The following is an 18,522-nucleotide window of genomic DNA, read 5'->3' on the forward strand; positions in this document are numbered from 1 at the left end:
ACCGCTGGAAGATCCTGAACGTCTTCCAGCACACATCGCCTGAAAGACTAGTCAGGGTGATGGTGGTGATGATGATTGAACTGAACGCGTGTCATAAAATTCTCTTGGATGAATGGATATTCATATCGTGAGAAATAACCTAACCAGAATAAGCGCGAGGCGCAACCCTTTTTTTTAATGTGGCTAGATTCTCTTATCAACCGACAGTTGTCTCTGGCTGACGCCTGGCGTAGCCTTGGGCCATTAAAGTTTGAGTTGACGGGAGCTAAGGGATGAAAAGAGTTGCCATTGTTGGACTGGGGTGGTTAGGGATGCCGCTGGCGATGTCGCTAACGGCGGCAGGTTGGCGGGTCACCGGCAGTAAAACCACCCAGGATGGAGTCGATGCGGCGAGAATGAGCGGCGTAGATGGATATTTACTCGAGCTGACGCCGGAACTGAACTGTGAGGCTGACGACCTTGAGGCGTTGCTTAAGGTGGATGCGCTGGTGATAACGCTTCCCGCCAGCCGCACTGCCGCTGGCGGTGAAAGCTATCTGCATGCCGTACAGCAGCTGGTGGACAGCGCGCTGGCATATAACGTACCGCGCATGATCTTCACCAGTTCGACTTCGGTATACGGCGAGCGTCCCGGAAATACCGGTGAGAGCACGCCGCTGGCTCCGGTCAGCGCTGCCGGCCGCACGTTACAGGAGCTGGAGCACTGGCTGCATCATCTGCCAGGCACATCGGTAGATATTCTGCGCCTGTCCGGTCTTGTCGGGCCAAAACGCCATCCGGGGCGCTTCCTCGCCGGTAAAACCGATCTGGCCAACGGATCACAGGGCGTAAACCTGGTGCATCTTGACGATGTGATAGCGGCGATAACCCTGTTGTTACAGACGCCGGAGGGCGGGCATATCTATAACCTGAGCGCCCCGCAACATCCGGCACGTAATCAGTTTTACCCGCAGGTGGCAAGCCAGCTAGGGCTGACGCCGCCGACTTTCCTCGCCGATGACAGCCAAAATCAGGGTAAGCTAATTGACGGCAGCAAAATTTGCCGGGAGCTGGGATTTACCTATCGTTATCCGGATCCGGCGCGGATGCCGATGTCGTAAACGAACAGCCATTGACTAACGGCATTGCCGTTTATAAGGTGTCATTTACTGCCATAAAGAATTTACTTCTGCAGGCCGGTATGACTTGTCATTCGGCCTGAGTATGGTGCAAAATATGCCTCCTGCAATATACCCGTCATTCTTCAGGCTGGTGCGTTGGCTGCATGCGTTTGCTGCCTTCCTGCAACCCGAATTATTCAGGGTATAAATAAATATGACCGACGCCGATTCTGTCACCGGCGGCGGTTATTTTTTTATATTTGCAAGCGGTACTCACTTCGTCTTTCAAGAGGCCGGTCCAGAACCGGATAGATAAACGCTTTTAAATACACAGTAATGTGTTTATTGAGGATACAAACATGGGGCTACACCATCTTACTCCGGCTGGAGCTGGAATCCGCCAGCGCGACGACTACGGCGCCGCGACAGGTCATTCTCTCACTCCTGACTGCCTGTTCCTTAATCCTCTGTCGAAAAGCTCACGCATTGAGCGAAGTTTCCCTGTGGTTCAACCCAGAAAGGTTGACGCTATGGGGAGGCTGAATCATGGCGCATAATACCGCAATCCCAGCCGCACAGCCGCGTGCAAAATTGAAAAAAACCTTGACGTTATTGCCTGTGGTGATGATGGGTCTGGCTTATATGCAGCCAATGACGCTGTTTGATACCTTTGGCATCGTCTCCGGCCTGACTGACGGCCACGTTGCCACCGCATACGCATTTGCGCTGATTGCTATTCTGTTTACCGCGCTGAGCTACGGCCAGCTGGTTCGCCGCTTCCCTTCCGCAGGTTCGGCCTATACCTATGCACAGAAAGCCATCAGCCCGCACGTAGGCTTTATGGTCGGCTGGTCTTCGCTGCTTGATTATCTGTTTATGCCGATGATCAATATTCTGCTGGCGAAAATATACTGGGAAGCGCTGGTACCCGGCATTCCGTCGTGGATCTTTGTGCTGTTGCTGGTGGGCTTTATGACCCTCTCTAACCTCAAAGGCATTAAAACCGTTGCCAACTTCAACAGCGTAATTGTGGTGCTGCAGGTGGTGGTGATGGTTACCATCATGGGGATGGTGGTTTGGGGAGTGGCACATGGCGTAGGTGCAGGCACCTTAGTCAGCAGTCAACCGTTCTGGTCGGAAAACGCGCATGTCGTGCCGATGATTACCGGGGCGACCATACTTTGCTTCTCGTTCCTCGGATTTGACGGTATCAGTTCACTGTCAGAAGAGACCAAAGATGCCGAGCGGGTGATCCCGAAAGCGATCTTTATGACCGCACTCATTGGCGGCCTGATCTTTATCGTGGTGTCTTATTTCTTACAACTCTATTTCCCCGATATCTCTCGTTTCAAAGATCCGGACGCGTCACAGCCAGAAATCATGCTGTACGTGGCAGGCAAGGCCTTCCAGTTCGGGATTCTTATTTTTTCCTGTGTAACGGTGCTGGCTTCCGGTATGGCGGCCCATGCGGGCGTATCACGACTGATGTATGTGATGGGCCGCGATGGCGTGTTCCCGGTGCGTTTCTTCGGCTATATCCATCCGAAGTGGCGTACCCCGGCGCTGAACGTGCTGCTGGTTGGTGCGATTGCGTTGTCATCAATCACTTTCGACCTGGTGACGGCCACCGCGCTGATCAACTTTGGCGCGCTGGTGGCGTTTACCTTTGTTAACCTGTCGGTGATTTCGCAGTTCTGGATCCGCGAGCGCCGTAATAAAACGCTGAAGGATAACTTCACTTTTCTGGTGCTGCCGCTATTGGGGGCCCTTACCGTGGGCGCTCTGTGGGTCAATCTGGAAGAGAGTTCCATGGTGCTTGGGCTGGTATGGGCCGCCATTGGCCTGCTGTATCTGACGTTTGTCACCCGCAGCTTCCGCAATCCGGTGCCACAGTGCAGTGAAGACATGTTGTCATAAAAAACGGGGCGACCTCAAAATAGGGGCCGCCCCGTCTGTCTCAGCCCTGAGGCATCGTTAGCCAGGCTTTCGCCGCGATCAACCCGTTAAGAGACCAGTTCCTGCATATAAGCAAACAGGGCCTTGAGCTGCTCCTGCCTGGCCCGATCTCCTTCGTACTGATTAAACAGCATCTCCAGCTCCTGCACATAGCCCTGTACACGTTCGGGGTTGAGCATCTGACGACGGTGCTGCAACCAGCGTTGTTGTTCCATATCGTCCAGCGTGCCGGGGAAGTTGCGCGCCCGGAAGCGAAACAGTAGCTTTTCGATACGCGCATCGTTAAAGGTGAGATCCAGCGCCGGCAAATTTTCCGCTGCGGTCTGGCGCACAATATTCATCGCGTTGCGGTCGGCATCGCTAAAGAAACCGTTGTAGAGCTGGGCATCCACATCATCTGATGGGGTAAAAGGTTGCGCGTCGGCAAACAGCGTCACGACTTTGTCACGCACTTCCGGATGTTGTCGCAGCAGGGCGAGGTTATCCAGACAGCGCTGGCGGTCAATGCCGATGCGTTCAGCATCTTCCGCGCGCAACGTATTTGCCGGAGCCACCACCGGGCATTTATTAATATGCACCAGCTTTAGCGGCACCGGGGATGCGCCGTCCAGTTCTTCACGGCGCGTATACAGCCGGGCGCGCAACGCATCAGCGTCAAGCTCCAGAAGCGGGGCCATATCTCCGTCCAGATCACAGGTTATCAGCGCGTTACGGTTATCAGGATGCCACGCCAGCGGAGCAATCCAGCTGGTATTGCCTCTTGCTGCGCCGAACATGCCGGAAATATGCACCAGCGGCTTCATCTGCGGAATGTCGATCAGTGTACTGATTTTCTGTTTGTTACGATGGCTGAACAGGAAATCATACAGGCGCGGCTGTTTCTCCTTCACCCGTTTTGCCATGGCAATCGTGGCATAAACATCCGACATCGCATCATGCGCATTTTCATGCGCGACTCCGTTAGCTTTCGTCAGATGTTCAAGGCGAAAGCTGGGAAAGCCGTCGTCATTTTCTGGCCACGTAATACCGTCCGGGCGCAGCGCGTAGCAGGCGCGCATCACGTCCAGCAGGTCCCAGCGGCTGTTGCCATGCTGCCAGCTCCAGGCATAAGGATCGTAAAAGTTGCGGTAGAAAAGGTTGCGGCTAACTTCGTCGTCGAAACGGACGTTGTTATAGCCCACCACGCAGGTATTGGGTACGCTAAACAGCTGATGAATACGGCAGGTAAATTCAGCTTCGCTCAGGCCGCGCGCGCGGGCAATCTGCGGCGTGATACCGGTGATCATCACGGCTTCCGGCTGCGGCAAATAGTCATCCGCTGGCCGGCAGTAAAAGACTTCCGGCTCGCCAATAAGATTAAAATCCATATCGGTACGAATAGCAGCGAATTGTGCCGGACGATCCAGCGACGGGCTTTTGCCGAAGGTCTCGTAATCATGAAAAAGGAAGGTGGGCTGTATCGGCTTGTCTTTCACTGTATCGGGTTGCCTGTGGTTGAGGTTATGCTTTGATCTTTAAATGAAAATTCATGCAGGGGCGATGGAGCTGTTGTTTATACCGGCGCATTGTGCGCGTTTGCTGGCATGTTGAGTACATCCACGCGCCATCCCCGGCGTTTAGCGCAGGATTAAAAGCGACCAGAATACACAACTCTCAATCACGTTATGGTAAACCATGTCCACTCACCACATAAATAACAGATTCAGCAAAGATGTCAGTCATCAGATCGTATCTCTTTGCTGACCTGAGCTATGAAAGCGTTACTGGTTTGCCGTCAGTTGAGGATGTATTGACCATCGTTGTATTTTTATTCACTCAGTGAAGGGTAATTTAGCAGCTTATTTCAAACGAAAAGGAATTATTTCATGAAATACGCACCGTTTACGCTATTGACCTCTTTTCTTTGCGGCTGTGCCGGGATGTTTCCCAGCGCCGATATGCCCACACCGGATCCCCAAGCCAATACCGTCTGTCAGGGGTTTGGCTGCAAAAGGGGGCCGGGAGCGTTCCCGGATAATAGAGCAACGCACAAGCCGACCAGAGATGAGAAGATCCGCGTCCGACAGGGGCTTCCCGCTGACTTTGGCTCGGAAAATATTTATATCAGCTTCCCGACCAAATTTTAGCAAGCCGGGGCTAAGGGCGTTATCAAGGCCAGGGAGCCACCCGTTCTGGCACGGCTAATCCGCTGAAATTTCGTATTTTCTTGCAATTTAGTCACGCAAAGCAGCCACAGATTCCGTACAACATGCGCACATTTCACCTGTTAACGTAACGATGCGTAGGCTGCGGGTAACCCGGTGTTTAAAGGTTCTTCACTGATGTTCCTGAAACCCGGAGAAAACACGCTGCCGCGTGATGACGTTCAGCACATTAAAGCCAGGTAGGTGATTGAGCGCAGAAACCTGGAGCACCGATTGGATTGCACGAACAGGTCGGCGTTATCCAGCTGCTGAAAGGGGACAAGCAGCTAGCCAGCTATCCGCTGGTGGCGTTGCAGTCGGTGAAGGAAGCCGGTTTAGTACCAAAATCAGGTAGAAATTTATATCCATTCCTGCTCCTCATGCCAGCTTAGGGTATGATGTCGCGTTAACCCCCTGCTTGCGGAGCCACTTTTGCGACCGGATAAGCCACTGTCGGCCTTTGAATTTAGCCTGTACCGTCATTACCGCATCGTGCACGGCGTGCGTATCGCGCTGGCGTTTATCCTCGCTTTTCAGCTGGTGCGGATACTGGCGATCCCGGAAGGCAGCTGGCCGCTGATCACGCTGGTGGTGGTGATGGGGCCGATATCCTCATGGGGAAACGTGTTCCCACGGGCTGTGCAGCGCATTGGCGGAACGCTTTTCGGTTCGATAGCCGGGCTTATTGCCATTAAACTGGAGCTTTACTCTCTGCCGTTGATGCTGCTGTGGTGCGCCATCGTCATGTTTATCAGTGGTTTTCTCGCTCTCGGTAAACATCCCTACATGGCGCTGCTGATTGGCATTACGCTGGGGGTTGTCTGCGGCGGTGTCCCCGGAGATATGGCTACCGCTCTCTGGCGCGGCGGTGATGTTATCCTTGGATCGCTGCTTGCACTGTTGTTTACCAGCATCTGGCCGCAAAAAGCCTATACCCACTGGCGCATCCAGCTTTCGGATCTGCTGCTGGAAACGGCGCGCATTTACCACGCCGGACTGACCCCCAACCTGGTCGATAAACCGCGTCTGGCGCGCCCGTTGCAGCATTTGCTGGGTAAAGTGATCAAAATGCGTGCATTGATCGAACCTTCCAGCAAAGAGACCCGCACGCCGCGATCCGTTTTTGAGGGGATCCAGACGCTGAATCGGAATCTGGTTTGCACGCTGGAGCTGCAACTCAACGCATGGTGGGCATCGCGTCAAAGCCATCTGATAATGCTTAACGCGCCGTCGCTACGCCGGGCGCAGCAGATGACGGAAAGCACACTGCGCGCCTTATCCGGGGCGGTAGTGGAAGGGAATAGCGAGAAAATCGCCGCTATTAGCGCAGAATTGGCGGAAATTGGCCGTGAGCTGCGGCAGCCGATCGCCGAATCATCGAGAGATGAACAGGTGGAAACCCCGATACAAGGCTATGTCTGGCTGAGCCTGGAAATGGCTCGCCAGCTGGAGCGGTTATCAGAGCTTATCAGTCTGGTACTGCGAAAATAGAGCGATTCAGCAACAACTTACTGCGATACGTTCAGCTTCAGGGTAAGATAGCAGGCATCCGGTTCCGCAAGTTAAAATTGCCATCGGCAGCGGTTGGCCGCTAAGCTGGTAGCAACAACAATGATGCCTGTAAGCGCAGGCCCAAATGAAAGGTGTCTTCATGGAAAACGCAAAGCAATCATTCCAGGACGTTCTGGAGTTCGTTCGTCTGTTCCGTCGTAAGAACAAACTGCAGCGTGAAATTCACGATAACGAAAAGAAAATCCGTGATAACCAGAAGCGCGTGCTGCTGCTCGACAACCTGAGTGAGTACATCAAGCCAGGTATGAGCATCGAGGCCGTTCAGGAAATTATCACCAGCATGCGCAGTGATTATGAAGATCGCGTTGATGAATACATCATCAAGGTGGCTGACCTGTCGAAAGAACGTCGCGACTTGTCCAGGAAGTTGAAAACGCTGGGTGAACTCAAAGGGTAGTTTACCCAGGGGCGTCTTCCCCTGATCTTCCTAAGCCGGGCTGGAGACAGTCCGGCTTTTTTGCTGTCTGCCCGGATGAAAAATCTGCAAAACGCGGTGTTATTGCCCACAGAAAACGCGGGCGAAATGAAATAAACCCCCTATATCATTACCCATACTTTGATGGCTTCCTGTTCGCTGCAATTTGAAACATAAAAAGACTTTGCACAATTTTAACGGCTTTACCATGCTGAAAGTGCCCCTTCCCTGGTGATAACTGGACTCCTCTTGCAAAAATTCATCGTCTCCGTGCTGCAAGCCATCAAAGGTAGCGCGTGGTATCCGAAACGGCGTGCCTGGCGGGTGATATTCTGGCGTGAAATTACGCCGCTAACGGTGCCTATTTTCTTTGAAAACCTGTGCGTTCTGCTGATGGGAGTATTGAGCACTTTTCTCGTCAGCTGGCTCGGTAAAGAAGCGATGGCCGGCGTGGGGCTGGCGGACAGCTTTAATATCGTGGTGATCTCCTTTTTTGCCGCCATTGACCTCGGCACGACGGTGGTGGTGGCTTTCAGTCTTGGCAGACTCAATCGCGACAGGGCGGTAGCGGCGGCACGTCAGTCACTGATTATTATGACAGGATTTGCCGTTTTACTGGCGCTGGTGATTGAGTTTATTGGCCCGCAGATCGTTGATTTGATTGCGGGAAAAGCCGACCCGCAGGTGAAAGTGCTGGCGCTTTCTTATCTGCAGGTTACGGCGTGGAGCTACCCGGCTGCGGCCATCGCCCTGATAGGCTGCGGCGCATTGCGCGGCGGGGGAAATACCAAAATACCCATGTTAATCAACGGCGGGATGAATATCCTTAATATTGCCATTAGCAGCGTGCTGATCTACGGCTGCTTCTCCTGGCAGGGTATGGGATTTATTGGTGCCGGTCTGGGGTTAACCATCTCGCGTTACATCGGGGCAGCAGCGGTGATCTACGTGCTGGCGATCGGCTTTGTTCCGGCGTTGAAAATCTCGCTAAAAAGTTATTTTACCCGCCTCAATGCCGGCATTTTGCGCGAAGTGCTGGGCATTGGTGTTCCGGCCAGCATTGAGTCGGTGCTGTTTAACGGTGGCAAATTACTGACCCAGATCTTTGTTGCTGGTATGGGAACCGATGTGATCGCGGGTAATTTTATTGCTTTCTCAATCGTTTCGCTGATTAACCTGCCGGGTAACGCGCTGGGTTCGGCTTCAACCATCATCGTCGGAACGCGTCTTGGCCGTGGTCAGCTGGGCCAGCCGGAGCGGGTGCTGCGCTATATCTTTTGGCTGTCGACTCTGGTTGTTAGCGCTCTTTCGCTGCTGATCGTGCCATTTGCCGGGCAGCTGGCGCGGTTTTACACTCAGGATGAATCGGTCGTCCACATAGTGAAATTATTGGTATGGCTTAATGCCGCCTTTATGCCTTTCTGGGCGGCGTCCTGGGTGCTGCCTGCCGGGCTGAAAGGAGCGCGTGATGCGCGCTACACCATGTGGATATCACTGTTGAGTATGTGGGGTGGGCGGATTATTGCCGGTTATCTATTGGGGATCGTGCTCGGATTTGGCGTAGTGGGTATCTGGCTGGGGATGGTACTGGACTGGATAATCCGTGGTGGGTTCTTCTATCGGCGCATGGACAGCGGGCGCTGGCTGTGGAAGTACAGGCCGCAGGCGAAAGCGGTTAGCGCACAAAACGATCCCTTTTAACCGCGAGGAGATGCGTTCAACACGGGTATTTAAGATATATCATAGCTATATTTCACCGGTCATTGCCATGCTAACGCTGCGCGCGCCCTTGCCTGGTGGCATCAGATATAACGTGATAAATCAGTCAGACTTATGGCTGGCGATGCTGATATGCGCGGCCATGTGCGCAAAAAGCGCCGGGGAAAAATGTACGCGATAATTGATGCGCTGCATGAGGCAGCGAAGAAAATGACCCGCTGTTCATTTAGCTCACAGCCGGTTTATCCGCACGACAACCGCTTAACGATTGCCGTACGGAGCTGCCTTAGATCAGCAACTATTCACCTAAACGGTAACGTTCCAGCCAGTGTGCGTAGGGTGCTGGCAGCAGCGAGGACGGGCGCTCTACCTTCAGCTGTTTCGCCAGATAGTACGGATAGTGCGGGTCGGCGAGCAGCGCACGGCCAATCATCACTAAATCCATTTGCTGTTCAGCTATCGCACGTTCCGCGACTGCAGGTGCTTCCATGCCCCAGGATGTTGCGACCGGTAACCCGGTTGCGTGGCGCACGCGCTGCGCGACCGGAGCGAGAAAGCCAGGCCCCCACGGGATATCGGTTTCTGCCACGGTGAAGCCGATACTGACGTTCAGCAGATCCAGACCGTTTTTCTGCATCAGTTGGGTCAGTTCAATCGACTCACTCAGCGTTTCTTCATCACGTCCGTCATATTCAATCACGCCAAGACGTGCGGTCAGCGGCAGATTTTCCGGCCACACCTCGCGCACCGCCGCAAGGGTTTCCAGCAGGAAGCGACTGCGCCCGGTGAAACTACCGCCATAGCGATCCGTTCGCTGGTTAGTATGCGGTGAGAAAAAGCTCTGGCCGAGATAGCCGTGGGCGAAATGCAGTTCAAGCCATTCGAAACCTGCATCACGCGCGCGGCGGGCTGCGGCGACAAAGTCACTTTTTACCCGGGTAATATCTTCTATCGTCATTGCTTTCGGCACCTTAGGTAGATGATGACCGAAGGCCACGGCGGATGGGGACAGGGTTTCCCAACCAGCGCTGTTACCGGCTGCGATATGGTCGTCACCTTCCCATGGACGGTTAGCACTGGCTTTGCGCCCGGCGTGAGCGATCTGAATAGCCGGTACTGCCCCGGCGGCTTTGATTGAGGCGGCGATCTGCGCCATGCTTTGCGCCTGTCGATCGTTCCACAGCCCGGTACAGCCCGGAGTGATGCGGCCTTCCGGTGATACCGCCGTAGCTTCAACAATAACCAGTCCCGCGCCGCCGCGAGCCATCGACGGATAGTGAACCTGATGCCATTCGTTAGTCAGGCCATCTTCAGCACTGTACTGGCACATCGGCGGCACGGCAATGCGATTACGCAAGGTGACGTCTTTCAATTTAAACGGGGTAAAAAGTGCGGACATATTTAACCTCAATGATGAATCGGTCAGGGCGACAGAGCATCAGAGTAGGCCAGTCAGGCTGGCAGCAATTAACCGCATGTGCTTCCGTCAGCGGCATTATCTATTGGCAATAACGCCCGCAGCCATCTGTTTCCAGGTTCGACTTAATACTGGACGGTTTATTCGCTGTTGTAGGGAAGAACATCTCCGGTTATCCCCTCCGCGTAAGCACACTTTCTTAGCGCAGGGGGTATTGAGCCGATCCCGCCGATGGACGTTTGCTGAACCCGGTGAAAACGCAATGACGCCTTATCTGGCGAGGAAGTTAACCAGCGCCTCTTTGAACTCCTTCGCGGGCTGTAAAAAGCAAAGTGACTGCTGTCAGGCATAATCAGCAGCCCGGCTTGTGGCATTGTGGCGGCAATATGTTCCCTATGTTAACGGATAATATTGTCATCATGATCGCCATCCGATCTTTTCTTCCGCTGCAACAGCCCGTGGCGTAAGCGCGGAGCCAGGCAGGGCGCAGCTCAGTAATAAGAAGAGATAAGTTTTTGTTTTCATTACGTACTCCCGGACAGAAGTGCTTATTGTATGGTACCAGCGCTGGCAGCTGGCAAAGTCATTGCAAACCTTATTTACACTGTCTGTCGGGTTGGTCAACTCATCTGTAAACCAACGGTATCTGTTTATCCCGCCTGTTTCACTGACGCTGCCGATAGTAAGGCTCAGAGCGTCTTCGCTACCATGCCACATGCAGCGAGCATCATAATAACCCCTGTTGTTTTGAACAGACGCTGTTGTGCCTTAGCGCTGGTAAGGAACCGGCGAACCTTAAGTGCCGCGAGGATAAAAACAGCCCCCACCGCCAGCAGCACCATTACGGTTAGCGGCACCAGCATCATCCCCCATATTTTCAATGATACGTTATCCAGAGAGATGACCAGCGGCAAGATAGCCAGATAGAATGCAACGGTTTTGGGATTTCCCAGCGTTATCGACAGTCCCGAAAACCATGCCGACGCCAACTCTCGCTTTGTCGCTTTTTGATCGACATTCACAGCCTTAGGCTGATAACGCCAAAACTGCCATGCAAGCAGGCACAGATAGAGCGCAGCTGCCCAGTTGATTAGCGTTAACAGCGATGTGTAACTATGCGCGATCACCGCCAGGCCAAAGACTGCCGTAGTAAGATAAACTATATCACCGAGGATCAGTCCGCTTAGCATGATAAAGCCAGCCACAGCGCCACCACTGACGCTGCGCGCCACTAACGCAGTCATACCAGGCCCGGGGATTGCCGCTGCCAATCCGAGCGCGGCGATGTAAGATATTATTTGTGCGGTTCCTAACATAGTTATTCCTGTGGAAAAGAAATGCGGGATGATGAATATTGGCAATCTCTTTTAAAGGATGCGTTGGTGTGATTGACGATTTCTCGGGCAAATACCAAATCCTGAACGGCAAGCCCCACGGATTTAAACAGCGTTCGTTCAGGTCTGGGGGCTGCATGTGTGTCAGTCATTAGCCATTCTCCCGGCTCAATGCCCACGTTGCGCTGGGGCAAAAATCCCTGTTCTCTCGCCTGCATCATACAGGTGGACGCACTCCATACTGCCTCACTGGAATCAACATAGAGTTCTACGGCGGTATAGACTTCGGGCGAGATTTCCTGAAAGCCGGGAGCGGAGGCACCAACCGCATTAATATGGCAACGATCCGGAAGGTCAGTGGCATGAAGGAATGCCTCTTTAGAAGCGGTCACGGTACAGATAATATCTGCGTCTGAAACGGCCTGAGCCGGTGTGGACGCAATGGTAACGGGCAGCCCTGACTGCTGGCGGCACCAGTTGGCAAACGCCGATGCACCCGCTTCACTTCGCCCCCAGATAGTAAGATGCACGATCGGCCGAACTGCCCGCAGCATCAGGAAATGCTTTCTTGCCTGTACGCCTGTGCCCAAAATCGCGAGACGGCTTGCATCCCTTGGGGCCAGAATATCGGTGGCCAGTGCGGAAGCGGCCGCAGTGCGTAACTCCGTCACCGAGGCGGCATCAACCAAAACCATATCGCCTTCCTCCGAAGCATCGTAAAGCAAAATACATCCTTCGTGGGATGTGCGCCGGTGAGCGTGACTGAAATCCACTTTTACCGTTTTGAGTCCAAAACCGGCGTACGGCCCCTCTGTAATGCAGGCGGGCATGGTGCCCATCAGACTACCGTCATCGGAGGCAATAACGCTGCGCAGTGTCTGCCTTACTTTGCCCTGGCTCATCAGGGCGAAAGCATCGCGGCTTAACTGTAAGCTTTTTGCGGGTGAAAGCGCCTGTTCAACCAGCTTACGGCCGATGAATTGCATGGTGAGTCATCTCTCTCTTAGCGTGTTGGAACAGACTGAAACTGTGGCTCAATCTGCGTACCTGCAATGCTGTTAAGCAGCGTTGACATGGTTTTCTGAGAAACACCCAGAATCACGTCCAGCACATTTTGCTGGCTGTAGCCAGCGGCCAGCATTTCCCTGACCGCCTGCTGCGGGATCTGGCCCTGAGCCAGAACCACCTGGCATGTAAAGCGATATAACACGGCCAGCTTGTCGGGAAGGGTTTCAGGCGCGTGGGCGAGTGCTTTTAGCGTTTCCTCGGCAACGCCTTTATGTTGCGCAATCCAGTTATGTGCCTGAACCGTATAGTCACATTGATTAAGGGTACCGGTCGTAATCCAGACAATAGCGCGCTCCTCTTCGTTCAGTGAACATTGTGAAAAGGCATCATGGGCATACTGGTAAGACGCGAGCAGGGCGGGTGACTCCGCCATATAAGCGCTTTGCCAGGGGATCCAGCCAAAACCATCAATGGAGCTTTGCAACAGTGGGCGGCTGGCCGCCGGGGCGCTGTCAAGAGTGTGCATTTTCAGGATTGTCATGTTCTTTCCTTGATGAATGATTAAATATGAGAAGCAAACACCGACCAGAGCATATGTATGGGGCGCGTGCGTGAAACAAAGTTAAGGTTGTGTATGCGGGCGGCAACTTCAGTTGTTAAAGCCATATCCACTTCACCGATGGCCACAGCATGTGCGGCCGCGCTGGTAGATGGCATTTCTACTATCCGTTCAACAGATATCCCCGCAGGTAATAACTCGTCTATTAACGGGATGGGAGCCGGGTGCGAAGCAATATATAATGGCCGGTCAGGTAAAGTTTTATTAGCGACTAAACCATAAAGCGGGGTGTCATAAAGAAACGTTGCCAGCAGCTTTAACCTGGTATCCATATAGAACTCATTAATATTGGGATAGGCATTAGCGACGATCAATAAACCCTTTACATCTTTAATATTGTCTCTTGCACGCTCGTAGGAGTCATTGAGATGAATTTCGCGCGGGCATTTTTCGTAGTTTTCATTCATCCAGCCATTGAAAAACTGCGAAGCATATTCACTGCTTGTTCCGGCCGGACCTAATGTGTGGACGGGAAAATCCACCGCACGGGCCAGCCCTATATTCATAAAATGGTAGCTCATTTTTTACCTAAATTGGTTATTTAACAAACGCGCGTTAGCCAGTGACTAAAAGCATTTAATTCACCACGAACCGCTTTCTCGTACAGTTTTTTCAGCGAGAGGGATATACTCTGCGAGTCCATACTGTTAAGCAGGTGGTGATCAATCCGGGCTACCGGGGATATTTCGACGCCTGTACCCGTCAGGAAACATTCATCAGCAGTCAATAACTCGGATGGTAAGATGTCGCGCTCTATCACTTCCAGACCAAGAAAGTGTGTGGCAAGCGTCATAACCGTATCGCGCGTTATGCCTTGCAAAATATGTGCAGTGACTGGCGGAGTGATCAGCTTTCCGTTCTTGACGATAAAGACATTCGATGTGGTCGCTTCAGCAACATAGCCGTGCTGGTTAAGCATAATGGCATCGTCATATCCGCCCCGGTGTGCTGCTTCCATTGCAAGGGCTGAGTTGACGTAACTGCCGGTGATTTTAGCCCTCGCAGGTATTGAGCTATCGGCAACGCGCCGCCAGGCAGAAATCGTACAGGCAATACCGTCCTGCTTAACATAGGCACGCATATTCAGACTGTTCACTGACAGTCCGCTGCTGACGCCTGAAAGCTTCACGCCGAAGCCACTGCCCGGCAGAAGATGGCGTTTATACGCAATCGGCCTGATGTAACAGTCATTACTGGCTTCGTTACGTTTCAGGAGCGTCAGCGTTAACTCTTTTAATGCCTGATGGTCTGGCAGGTCGTCAATTAACAGCAGCGAGGCCGACTGGCAAAGTCGGGTAAGATGGTCATCCAGCCGAAAGACGTTGACTTGCCCATCAGTCACGCTGGTGTAACCACGAATCCCCTCGAATACTGCGGTGCCGTAATTAAACGCCTGTGTTGTGACAGGCAGTACGGCAGCACTGGCCTCAACGAACTCGCCATTAAGATAACTCCAGCAGTGGTGGGCTGGTGCTGCCTGGCTGGTTTTGTGGGGCGTGTCCTGCTGCATTATTGGAACCCCCGATTGATCAAAGCAAGAGCCGCTTCACGATCGCTGTTGTCGGCAGCGGGTCGCAAATCATGGATACGGGCTGCTTTCCAGCTCACCATAGCCGAAGTTCCAGTCACACCGCTGGTTTCGCCATTGACGAGATTAATCTTAACACCGGCAATTTTATGCTCCAGATGGGCCTTAACTTGAGTAAGGACAGGGGCGACATCGGCCTCTTTGTTGAACATCTCAACCGTAATGTTCAGAACATCGAGATTATCGTTTCTGTCGATCTGAATGGCATAGTCCAGACAGCCGTTCAGATGCTCGAGAAGTGCCGCCTCTAAATCCCAGGCACAGTAAGCTGTACCATTAAGGGTAAGTACGTCACGCACGCGGCCAATGGGAACAATTTTTTGACTGCCGTCAGGCATGTAAGTCGAGCGAACCATATCGCCAGTTCGGTAGCGAATAAGGGGTTTCTGACCCTGATAAAGATGGGTAATGACCAGCTCACCGGTGACCTGACCTTTAGTGATGTCGTAACCCTTACCACTGACAGGATCGATGATTTCGTAGTAGTTATTTAACGGGATGGTATAAAGATGGCTGTCGCTGGCGCAGACCGCCAGAATGGATGACTCCTGCGAGGCATACATGCAGCTGTAAACCTGTGCGCCCCATACATCACCAATGTTCCTTAACAGCGATGGCGTGGTCAGCTCACCCACGGTGAGAATTAACCTCACGCTGGTGGTGGCCGGATCCTGCCCGGAATCTTTGATAAAGCGGGCCACTGAAATAGCCACGGCGGGTGTGCAGACCAGGGCGGTGATGTGTAATTCGTTGATCAATGCCATGACACGTTTCATGCCGACTACAGGCGAACGTGGCCACATTTTAACCACGCTGTGGCCCAGGCTGCGAAAGACATCTTCAAACGTATCACCCGTTGAATGAAGCTCGCTTGGCCCCATGACCCCTACAACATGATTTTCACCGTGCTGTTCAAATATATCCCGGTAATGGATAATCAGCGGCGTATTATTGTGAATTGAATCGGCCTCATTACGAGGGCAGGGGGTGGGCTTCCCCGTCGTGCCGGTTGTTTCGTAGTAAATCCAGCTTTGATGGAGGGGAGCAGAGGCTAATGATGCACCGTGGCTTCTCAGATCATCCTTGGTGGTAAAAGGCAGGGAACTTATTTTAGCGGTCGTCAGGGTATCGATGTCAGCTGCAGTTAAACCCTGCAAACGTTCACGATAAAAAGGGGAATTATTAATGACGTATTTAATATTCTCTCTCAGTGCATTGTTTTGCAGGGAGTGAAGTTGCTTTAAACTAATTTCTCCCGCTTCAAATTTTTGGTGTTGACTATAAGTTTCCTTTGCCTTCTCAACTACATCATCTTTAAATATTGCGTACATCTTGCGAGCCTCTATAGAGAAAGGTTTAATGTTAAATTTTGGGTGCGAAGATACAGTCAGCAGCATGTCTGCCGCTGACTTATCAGGGAATTTGATGTTAAAACTATTTATAAAGTGGCAGATTTCCTGTCATTTTGGTGATTTTCTTTTTGGGGCCGATTAACCCTATTGCCACTAATTCAATGTTGTTACTGTTTACAGAAGAGATTCGCTCTCCGTATTCATCATAATTCTTACACGACTGGGCTAATGCGCTGAATGGCATAACGTAAATTTCTTCATCGCTTTCAGCATTATTTAGCAGCTGGTGAATATAATCACCTGATGCGAGCAGGACGGGAAGGGGGCTGTAAATAACTCCCGGATAATTTACGGCATCCTGGCTTTGCAGATCAGGGCCGACAAGATTTTCAACAGTGCGGCCAAAACTAATGCCAATCACGCTGGCCGCGTTTATCGCAAGGCCGGCTGGGAGATCTCTGTCTATAACAATCGTGCAGCGATGTTGGCTGGCGTCAAATTTCATCTTCAACCCTTTATAAAACGTCTTTTCAGCAAACGGCAGTGAGTTCATTCAGTACCGAAAGCAAGCCACTGTTTAGCGTAGAATGACTGTTAAGCTCAATATCAACCACTTTCCAGTCTGCGATGGCATGCCATTTTTCTACGCCGGCCTGATGGTCAGGATCAACCAGATAGGCGTTAAGGTCTTCACGGCTTTCAAACAGACCCATTACCATAAAATCAGCAGCGATCTGACGTTGCGTAGTATTCCTGCCACACGTCCAGCCTTTGATTTGATGAATAAAATTTGGGTGTGCATGGGTGGCGCTCTCGGCTTCTAATACCTCGTAAGACGTCCAGTCAAGCTCTTTTTTCAGTGTAAACAGGACAATATGCATTAACACAGGATTCGTTTCCTCCTCATGTTGCTTGCGAAAAATCATTAAACAATCAAATGTATTATGCAGTGGCTTTAGGGGAAATTGTTACCTATATTGGGTTATTACAAAATGTTATCTGGAAAAAATTTCCTGTTTTAACCGTAAAAAAGAAAGGAATTTATCGGTATGGCACTTGGTCTGACAGAAATGAAGATCCTTAAACACCTGCAAGACGATGCTCGCGTAACCAACCAGGAGTTAGCTGAGAAGATAGGGATGTCGGCATCGCCCTGCTGGCGTAAGGTGCGCAAGCTTGAAGAGGAGGGAGTCATCCAGGGCTACCGTGCCGTGCTTAACCGAAAAAAAATAGGCCTCGGCGTGATGGTCTTTATCCGGGTCGCGATTGACAGCCACAGTGAAGCTGATGCTAAAAAGTTCGAGCAGGAGGTGACAGCACTGGAAGATGTGGTTGCCTGTTACAGTGTGGGTGGCGATGCTGACTTTCTCTTGCAGGTGGTCGCGTCCGATCTGGAATCCTACGCCGAATTCGCCATGTCTGTAGTGCGCAGGTTACCGGGGATCAAAGAGATGCAAAGTATGTTTGTATTAAAGGAAATCAAGCCTCTGGTGACCTACCCACTCAAAAAGAGGGTGGAGTGAAGACAGGGTAACCCGTCATAAATCAGGATTATGCTTATCCATCACCGGCGTTGATAACCTGCTACTGAACATTCAGAACTATTGCCATCAGCCAGGAGGGCTGAATGTCAGGGTGTTTTAAGCCCGGTTATCCGTTTAGCAAACCAGAAATCACCGGAACGTTTAAAGCAAAAAGCCCGCTCAGATTTCCCCGAGCGGGCTTTTCTAATATGGCTCCTCTGACTGGACTCGAACCAGTGACATACGGATTAACAGTCCGCCGTTCTACCGACTGAACTACAGAGGAATTGTCGTAACGGGGCGCATCATATCCAGCGTGCCTGGCGATGTCAAAGCCTGTTTTCGTCGTTTTGTATCAACTGCTGAATAAATCAGCATCTGTAGTATGGGTATGGGGGATCAAACTGCCCAGCGTACCCGGTAATCTGCGCTCGGACGCCGGCAAATATTTCAATTTTGCCAATAACAATTGTATGATAATAATACTAACCCATAAATGAGCTAACATAATGAAAAAACTCATTTCTTTTCCACTTCTTTGTGCTGTTCTGGTTGTTGTTGCCATCATTTTTGCTCTGACCATCCGCAGCTGTGCCACGCGCACGGCGGAGGCGCAACCGACCACGCACAGCACCACAGCGTAGCGCCTGATGAGTTAACCAGACAGAATCATGACCGGTTTTTAGTAAAATCAGGCAAGTGATTTTTAATCAGCGTATTCTGTTTGTGCCGATAT

Annotated in this window: 20 protein-coding genes, 1 tRNA gene and 1 other annotated feature (1 of these 22 cut by a window edge); of the genes, 9 read left to right on the forward strand and 12 right to left on the reverse strand. The window is 51.9% G+C overall.

Annotation, left to right across the window (positions count from 1 at the left end):
- Nucleotides 1-72, reverse strand: a sequence feature (His leader region); it reaches 51 nt to the left of the window's first position.
- A complete protein-coding gene (gene hisL, locus EPYR_RS20270) occupies nt 48-95 on the reverse strand; it encodes a his operon leader peptide (RefSeq protein WP_100396937.1) in 48 nt (15 codons plus the stop codon). It overlaps the preceding feature by 25 nt.
- A 177-nt stretch (nt 96-272) precedes the next feature.
- On the opposite strand from hisL, the gene EPYR_RS07195 reads away from it, so the two are divergent.
- Nucleotides 273-1,100: an SDR family oxidoreductase gene (locus tag EPYR_RS07195; protein ID WP_012667742.1), complete on the forward strand. Its 828-nt coding sequence runs from the start codon at nt 273-275 to the stop codon at nt 1,098-1,100.
- 546 nt (nt 1,101-1,646) lie between these two features.
- Nucleotides 1,647-3,017, forward strand: coding sequence for an APC family permease (locus tag EPYR_RS07200; RefSeq protein ID WP_014538798.1), 1,371 nt, complete (start codon nt 1,647-1,649; stop codon nt 3,015-3,017).
- Between the two features lie 86 nt (nt 3,018-3,103).
- Here EPYR_RS07200 and sbcB read toward each other — a convergent pair whose 3' ends face one another.
- Entirely contained in the window at nt 3,104-4,531 is a 1,428-nt protein-coding gene (gene sbcB, locus EPYR_RS07205; RefSeq protein ID WP_012667744.1) for an exodeoxyribonuclease I, read from the reverse strand.
- Between the two features lie 390 nt (nt 4,532-4,921).
- Here sbcB and EPYR_RS07210 point away from each other — a divergent pair, with 390 nt between their 5' ends.
- The 5 genes from EPYR_RS07210 to EPYR_RS07225 all read left to right on the forward strand — a co-directional run bounded on the left by EPYR_RS07210 (nt 4,922) and on the right by EPYR_RS07225 (nt 8,927).
- A complete protein-coding gene (locus EPYR_RS07210; protein ID WP_012667745.1) occupies nt 4,922-5,182 on the forward strand; it encodes a hypothetical protein in 261 nt (86 codons plus the stop codon).
- Nucleotides 5,183-5,478: 296 nt separating this feature from the next.
- Nucleotides 5,479-5,631, forward strand: a complete 153-nt coding sequence (locus EPYR_RS21390) for a hypothetical protein (RefSeq protein WP_014538800.1) — start codon at nt 5,479-5,481, stop codon at nt 5,629-5,631.
- Between the two features lie 40 nt (nt 5,632-5,671).
- Nucleotides 5,672-6,730, forward strand: coding sequence for an FUSC family protein (locus EPYR_RS07215; RefSeq protein ID WP_012667746.1), 1,059 nt, complete (start codon nt 5,672-5,674; stop codon nt 6,728-6,730).
- 160 nt (nt 6,731-6,890) lie between these two features.
- A complete protein-coding gene (locus EPYR_RS07220) occupies nt 6,891-7,208 on the forward strand; it encodes a DUF496 family protein (RefSeq protein ID WP_012667747.1) in 318 nt (105 codons plus the stop codon).
- A gap of 249 nt (nt 7,209-7,457) precedes the next feature.
- Nucleotides 7,458-8,927 carry an EmmdR/YeeO family multidrug/toxin efflux MATE transporter gene (locus EPYR_RS07225; protein ID WP_012667748.1) on the forward strand — a complete coding sequence of 490 codons (1,470 nt, stop codon included), beginning with the start codon at nt 7,458-7,460 and terminating at the stop codon, nt 8,925-8,927.
- Between the two features lie 316 nt (nt 8,928-9,243).
- Here the strand turns inward: EPYR_RS07225 and EPYR_RS07230 are convergent, their stop codons facing one another.
- The 9 genes from EPYR_RS07230 to EPYR_RS07270 all read right to left on the reverse strand — a co-directional run bounded on the left by EPYR_RS07230 (nt 9,244) and on the right by EPYR_RS07270 (nt 17,189).
- Nucleotides 9,244-10,344 (reverse strand): NADH:flavin oxidoreductase/NADH oxidase, encoded by a 1,101-nt coding sequence (locus tag EPYR_RS07230; RefSeq protein ID WP_012667750.1) that lies wholly within the window; start codon nt 10,342-10,344, stop codon nt 9,244-9,246.
- 707 nt (nt 10,345-11,051) lie between these two features.
- Entirely contained in the window at nt 11,052-11,678 is a 627-nt protein-coding gene (locus tag EPYR_RS07235) for a LysE family translocator (RefSeq protein ID WP_012667751.1), read from the reverse strand.
- A gap of 2 nt (nt 11,679-11,680) precedes the next feature.
- On the reverse strand, nt 11,681-12,682 hold the full coding sequence (locus tag EPYR_RS07240) for an ornithine cyclodeaminase family protein (protein ID WP_012667752.1): 1,002 nt from the start codon (nt 12,680-12,682) through the stop codon (nt 11,681-11,683).
- Between the two features lie 17 nt (nt 12,683-12,699).
- Nucleotides 12,700-13,245: a carboxymuconolactone decarboxylase family protein gene (locus EPYR_RS07245; RefSeq protein WP_012667753.1), complete on the reverse strand. Its 546-nt coding sequence runs from the start codon at nt 13,243-13,245 to the stop codon at nt 12,700-12,702.
- A 20-nt stretch (nt 13,246-13,265) separates the two neighbouring features.
- The gene (locus EPYR_RS07250; protein WP_012667754.1) at nt 13,266-13,844 is read right to left on the reverse strand and encodes a bacilysin biosynthesis protein BacA; all 579 of its coding nucleotides are present in this window, start codon (nt 13,842-13,844) and stop codon (nt 13,266-13,268) included.
- Nucleotides 13,845-13,864: 20 nt separating this feature from the next.
- A complete protein-coding gene (locus tag EPYR_RS07255; protein WP_012667755.1) occupies nt 13,865-14,833 on the reverse strand; it encodes a branched-chain amino acid transaminase in 969 nt (322 codons plus the stop codon).
- The gene (locus EPYR_RS07260; protein WP_012667756.1) at nt 14,833-16,242 is read right to left on the reverse strand and encodes a phenylacetate--CoA ligase family protein; all 1,410 of its coding nucleotides are present in this window, start codon (nt 16,240-16,242) and stop codon (nt 14,833-14,835) included. Before EPYR_RS07260 ends, EPYR_RS07255 begins: the two co-directional genes overlap by 1 nt.
- A gap of 103 nt (nt 16,243-16,345) precedes the next feature.
- Nucleotides 16,346-16,768 carry a DUF2000 domain-containing protein gene (locus tag EPYR_RS07265; protein WP_012667757.1) on the reverse strand — a complete coding sequence of 141 codons (423 nt, stop codon included), beginning with the start codon at nt 16,766-16,768 and terminating at the stop codon, nt 16,346-16,348.
- A gap of 25 nt (nt 16,769-16,793) precedes the next feature.
- A complete protein-coding gene (locus EPYR_RS07270; protein WP_049779060.1) occupies nt 16,794-17,189 on the reverse strand; it encodes a Dabb family protein in 396 nt (131 codons plus the stop codon).
- 123 nt (nt 17,190-17,312) lie between these two features.
- Between EPYR_RS07270 and EPYR_RS07275 the strand changes: the two genes are divergently transcribed.
- On the forward strand, nt 17,313-17,786 hold the full coding sequence (locus EPYR_RS07275) for an Lrp/AsnC family transcriptional regulator (protein WP_012667759.1): 474 nt from the start codon (nt 17,313-17,315) through the stop codon (nt 17,784-17,786).
- A 210-nt stretch (nt 17,787-17,996) separates the two neighbouring features.
- On the opposite strand, the gene EPYR_RS07280 is transcribed toward EPYR_RS07275, so the two are convergent.
- A tRNA-Asn gene (locus tag EPYR_RS07280) sits at nt 17,997-18,072 on the reverse strand.
- Between the two features lie 223 nt (nt 18,073-18,295).
- On the opposite strand from EPYR_RS07280, the gene EPYR_RS21340 reads away from it, so the two are divergent.
- Complete coding sequence (locus EPYR_RS21340; protein ID WP_259826215.1) at nt 18,296-18,430, forward strand: hypothetical protein; 135 nt, start codon at nt 18,296-18,298, stop codon at nt 18,428-18,430.
- Nucleotides 18,431-18,522 lie beyond the last annotated feature (92 nt).

The organism is Erwinia pyrifoliae DSM 12163 (assembly GCF_000026985.1).
GTDB classification, from domain to species: Bacteria; Pseudomonadota; Gammaproteobacteria; order Enterobacterales; family Enterobacteriaceae; genus Erwinia; species Erwinia pyrifoliae.